Source organism: Archangium sp. (genome assembly GCF_036388035.1).
Taxonomy (GTDB): Bacteria; Myxococcota; Myxococcia; order Myxococcales; family Myxococcaceae; genus Archangium.
Window position 1 is genome coordinate 1 of record NZ_DASVSO010000651.1, and the last position, 4,672, is coordinate 4,672.

Sequence of the window (4,672 nt, forward strand, 5' to 3'; positions counted from 1 at the left end):
CTGTCGCAGCAGTCGGGAGTGTCCGCGGAGGTCGCCCGCAGGGTGCTGATCGTCGATGCCGCCCGGGAGCTGCGGCTGCACCTCGTCCCCCTGCTGCGCACGGTGGGCTGTGAGGTGGTCATGGTGGACAGCCTCCTGGCGGCCCGCGTGGAGCTGGGCCGCTTCCGCCCGATGCTGGTGCTGGTGGACTGGCGCTCCCTGCCGCCGGAGGGCGGGCCCGGCTGCACGGTGCTGCGCAGCCACCCCCACAACGGGGACGTCCCCATCCTCATCGTCGTGGCGGACAACACGCCCGCGGAGCTGCTGGAGGGCTGCGTGCGCAGCGGCGCGGAGGACTGCGTGCTCGGCCCGGTGCGCATCACCGAGTTGCAGTCGCGCATCGACGTGCTGCGCGACAAGGTGCCCTCGTCCGCGCCCCGGTTGATGGAGCGGCGCATCCCGCGCACCGTGCTGCTCGTGGGCGAGGAGCCGGGAATGCCCGACGGCCTGGGCGCGCACCTGGAGGCGTGCGGCCACCACCTGCTGTACGCCCCCACCTCCGAGCGCGCCGTGGCCCTGGCCGCCGAGCACGGCGAGCCCATCCACCTGCTGCTGGTGCGCACGGGGGTCACCTCGGCCGAGGAGATGCTGCGCGTGGAGCGCCTGCGCACCGAGACGCGCCTGGGCCGCGTCCACACCGCCGTGGTGACGAGTGGCGAGCCCACCGACATCCAGTCCTTCGGACAGGTGTGGATGAGCGCGCGCACCCTGGCGCCCCGCCACCTGCTGGCCCGCATCAACGGCCTGCTGCAGCGCAACCACCTGGCGCTCCTGGTGGACGAGCGTGTGCCCTTCGTCTGCCCCGTGGAGTTCCGCGAGGTGGGCACCTTCTCCTGGAGCTCCTGCTTCTCCAGCGCGCTCAGCCCGGGCGCCCTCTTCGTGCGCACCCTGGTGCCCGCACGCCCCGGTGCCGCGCTGGAGCTGCGCATCCACCTGCCCACCACCCGCGAGGTGCTCGAGGGGCCCGGCCTCGTCTCCTGGTCCAACCCCTACGCGCCTCGTCGCATCGCCTCGTATCCGCTGGGCATGGGCATCCAGTTCCTGGGCCTGAGCCCCCGACGCCTCATGCAGCTGCGCGAGCTCATCCGCGCCAGTGGCTTCTGAGCCGTCCCCCTTCACCCGCCGTTCGGAGGAACGCCATGCCCAAGAAGAAGATCCTCCTCGTCGACGACTCCAGCACGGTGCTGTTGCTGCACCGGATGATGCTGTCCCACTGCGGCTATGAGCTGCTCACCGCGCGCGATGGGCAGGAGGCCCTCGACAAGGCCGCCGTCGAGCGCCCCGACCTCATCTTCCTGGATGTCCTCATGCCCCGCCTGGATGGCTTCCAGACGTGCCGCGCCCTGCGCTCGCGCACGGAGACGAAGGAGGTGCCCATCATCCTCGTCACCACCCGGAGCGAGCCCCACTACGTGCGCCAGGGCTTCGAGAGCGGGTGCACCGACTACATCACCAAGCCCTTCGACGGCGAGGAGCTGCTGGCCAAGGTCCGCAGCCATCTAGAGGAGGCTCGGCGGGTATGAGGGAGCAGCTTCGCTGGGACACCGAGTCGCTGCGCACGGAGGTGGCCGCCCTGCGCGCGGAGAACGAGCAGTTGAGGGCCTCGCTCGCGCGGAGCCGGGAAGAGGCGCAGTGGCAGGAGCAGCGGCAGGACCTCGTGGAGACGCAGCTCGCGCACCTGGTGCGCCTGCGCGTGGCCTCCCAGCGCCTGCACGAGTCGCTCGACCCGCGCGAGCTGATGGACATCCTCCAGGACCTGCTCGTCAACCTGGTGGGCTCGGAGATGCTGGGCATCTTCGAGCTGGACCCCGGTGGGCCCGCGTTGGTGCTCCAGGTGTCGCTGGGCATCGACGCCGAGCGCTTCCGCCGGCTGCCGCTGGGAGAGGATCCGATCGGCCGGGCGGCGCGCACCGGCTCGCCCTGGCTGGCGGACCTGGTGGAGGACGGGGCCGCGGTGACGCGGGCCGAGGGGCCCCGTGCCTGCGTACCCCTGTGCCTGGGAAATCACGTCCTTGGGATGATGGTCCTCTTCGAACTGTTGCCCCACAAACAGCGCCTGGAGCCCGAAGACCGGGAACTCCTGGCCCTACTGGCGACCGAGGGGGCCCGAGCCCTCTACTGCGCGCGTGGCCTCGCTTCCAGGACTCCTTCCTGAGCGGTTGGCATTTCGAGGAAGGGGGACACGGTGGATTTCGACCGGGAGCGACTGCTCGCGACCTTCGCCGAGGAGGCGGAGGAGATTCTCACCGAGATGGAGGAGACGCTCGTCGGGCTGGAAGCCCACCCGGACGAGGAGCGGATGCGCTCCATCTTCCGAGGCGCGCACACCATCAAGGGCGCCGCGTCCGCGATGGGCTTCTCCGGCATGACGGACATCTCCCACGTGCTGGAGGACGTGCTGGAGGCGCTGCTGGAGCGACGGCTGCCGGTGGCCGACGAGCAGGTGACGCTGTTGCTGGAGGTGGTGGACCGGCTGCGCGAGCTGCTGGCGGCCGCCCGGGTGGGCGCGGAGGAGCCCGGAGAGGGCCACGAGTCCCTGTTGGAGCGGCTGCGGGTGTTTGGCGCGATGGTGCGCTCACGGCAGGCGCTCCCGTTGCTTCCCGCGCTCCCGGTGGATGCGGAGGCGGAGGAGGCGCCAGCGGCGGGAAGGCGCGGGCGCTCGCTGCGCGTGGATGTGGAGAAGCTGGACCGCATCGCCACCCTCACGGGCGAGCTGGCGATCGCCCGGGGACGGCTGGCGCAGGTGCTGGCCTCGGGCTCGGCGCAGGAGGCCCTGGAGCTGCACCTCGAGTCGGACCGCCTCTACGAGGAGCTTCAGGAAGAGGTGATGCGGGTGCGGATGGTGCCGGTGGGCCCGCTCTTCCGGCAGCAGCTGCGCACGGTGAGGGACCTGGCGCGCACGGAGCGCAAGTGGGTGCGGCTGGTGCTGGAGGGCGAGGACGTGGAGGTGGACACCGCGCTGGTGGAGGGCCTGCGCGAGCCGCTGCTGCACCTGGTGCGCAACGCGGTGGACCACGGGCTGGAGCTGCCGGAGGCACGGCGGGCCGCGGGCAAGGAGGCGTGTGGCACGCTGGTGCTGCGGGCCTTCCATGAGCCGGGCTCGCTGGTGGTGGAGCTGAGCGACGACGGCCGGGGGCTGCGCTACGACAGGCTGAAGGAGAAGGCGCTCGCGCTGGGGCTGGAGCCCGAGCGGATGACGGTGGAGGAGCTGCAGGAGCTCGTCTTCCTGCCGGGGCTGTCCACCGCCGAGGAGGTGACGGAGGTATCCGGGCGCGGCGTGGGCATGGACGTGGTGCGCCGCAGCGTGGAGGGCCTGCGCGGCATGGTGACGCTGCGCAGCGAGGAGGGCCAGGGCACCACGGTGACGCTGCGGGTGCCGCTGACGCTGGCCACCATCCAGGGCTTCGCGGTGGGCGTGGGCGAGGAGACGTACGTGCTGCCGCTGGAGGCGGTGCAGGAGTGCCTGGAGCTGCCGGTGGAGCGGGTCGGGCAGCCGGGCGGTGGCGTGCTGAACCTGCGAGGCCGGGTGCTGCCCTACCTGCGGCTGCGCGACGTGCTGGGCGTGGAGGGCCTCGGGACGGGCCGGGAGAGTGTCGTCGTGCTGGGCCAGGGCGGTGGCCGGGCGGGGCTCGTGGTGGACGCGCTGTACGGCGAGGGCCAGCACGTCCTCAAGCCCCTGGGCCGCCTCTTCCGCAACCTGCCTGGGGTGTCCGGCTCCACCATCCTCGGCAGCGGGCGCGTGGGGCTCGTCCTGGACGTGCCGGGCCTCCTGCGCACGGCCCTGCGCCAGCGCGCCGCCGTGGCGTGAGCGCCCCGTCCTTTCCTCCTTCCCATCGTCTCTAGAGGGACCCGCGTCATGCTCGAGAAGCTCACCATCAGCCGCAAGCTGCAGCTCGGATTCGGCGTGCTCGTCACGCTGCTCGCCACCGTCATCTGGGGGGCCTACTTCTTCTTCATGCTCATCGTGGGCAACGACGGGTACTACCGCGCCCACAACACCCGGATCGAGCTGCTGTCCATGGACACCGCCCTGCTGGACATGGAGACCCGCGCACTGGGTTTCGCGTTCACGGGCGATGAGTCCTTCGTCGAGCCGATGCCGCAGCGGCGCGCCCAGGTCCTGAAGGCGCATAACGGGCTGAAGGAATTGACGGCGGACAACCCCCGCCAACAGGAGCTGGTCCAACACCTGGTGGACCAGTACCAGCAGCAGTTCCTCCCGCACATCGAGCACGAGGTCGCGCTGCGCCGGGAGGCGGACGCGGGCCGCGGCTCCATGGAGGGGGTGCTGGCCTACGTGAGGAGCGGCAAGGGACGGAAGCTCCTGGAGACCATGCAGGCCACCGAGGACGTTCTCCGGCAGGACGTGATGGCGCAGCGCCAGAAGCTCGACGATGCCACCGCGATGCAGGTGGCGTCGGTGACGCGGATGCTGGTGACGGGAGGCGTGGTGGGCCCGGTGCTGGCGATCCTGCTGGCATGGGCGCTGGCACGCAGCATCGTCCGGCCACTGCACGAGGGTGTGCGGCTCACGGGCCGGCTGGCCGTGGGAGACCTCACCACGGCCATCGAGGTGCGGGGGCGGGACGAGACGGCGCGGATGATGGAGGGGATGAGGGAGATGGTGCAGCGC

At 71.5% G+C, this 4,672-nt stretch carries 5 protein-coding genes; all 5 read left to right on the top strand.

Going from position 1 to position 4,672, the window contains the following annotated elements:
* A partial coding sequence (locus tag VF697_RS26725) for a hypothetical protein (RefSeq protein WP_331099549.1) occupies nt 1-1,143 on the top strand: 1,143 nt, incomplete at its 5' end.
* Between the two features lie 35 nt (nt 1,144-1,178).
* Nucleotides 1,179-1,562, top strand: coding sequence for a response regulator (locus VF697_RS26730; RefSeq protein ID WP_331099550.1), 384 nt, complete (start codon nt 1,179-1,181; stop codon nt 1,560-1,562).
* Nucleotides 1,559-2,194, top strand: coding sequence for a GAF domain-containing protein (locus tag VF697_RS26735; RefSeq protein WP_331099551.1), 636 nt, complete (start codon nt 1,559-1,561; stop codon nt 2,192-2,194). The genes VF697_RS26730 and VF697_RS26735 overlap by 4 nt, the downstream gene beginning before the upstream one ends.
* Before the next feature lie 30 nt (nt 2,195-2,224).
* Nucleotides 2,225-3,847 carry a chemotaxis protein CheA gene (locus tag VF697_RS26740; protein ID WP_331099552.1) on the top strand — a complete coding sequence of 541 codons (1,623 nt, stop codon included), beginning with the start codon at nt 2,225-2,227 and terminating at the stop codon, nt 3,845-3,847.
* Nucleotides 3,848-3,895: 48 nt separating this feature from the next.
* Nucleotides 3,896-4,672: CHASE3 domain-containing protein (locus tag VF697_RS26745; RefSeq protein WP_331099553.1), on the top strand; the 777-nt coding region annotated here is incomplete at its 3' end.

What these genes read in the sequence shown, in the direction of transcription:
- VF697_RS26730 (WP_331099550.1), top strand. Translation starts at nt 1,179, where the DNA reads ATGCCCAAGAAGAAGATCCTCCTCGTCGACGACTCCAGCACGGTGCTG.
- VF697_RS26735 (WP_331099551.1), top strand. Translation starts at nt 1,559, where the DNA reads ATGAGGGAGCAGCTTCGCTGGGACACCGAGTCGCTGCGCACGGAGGTG.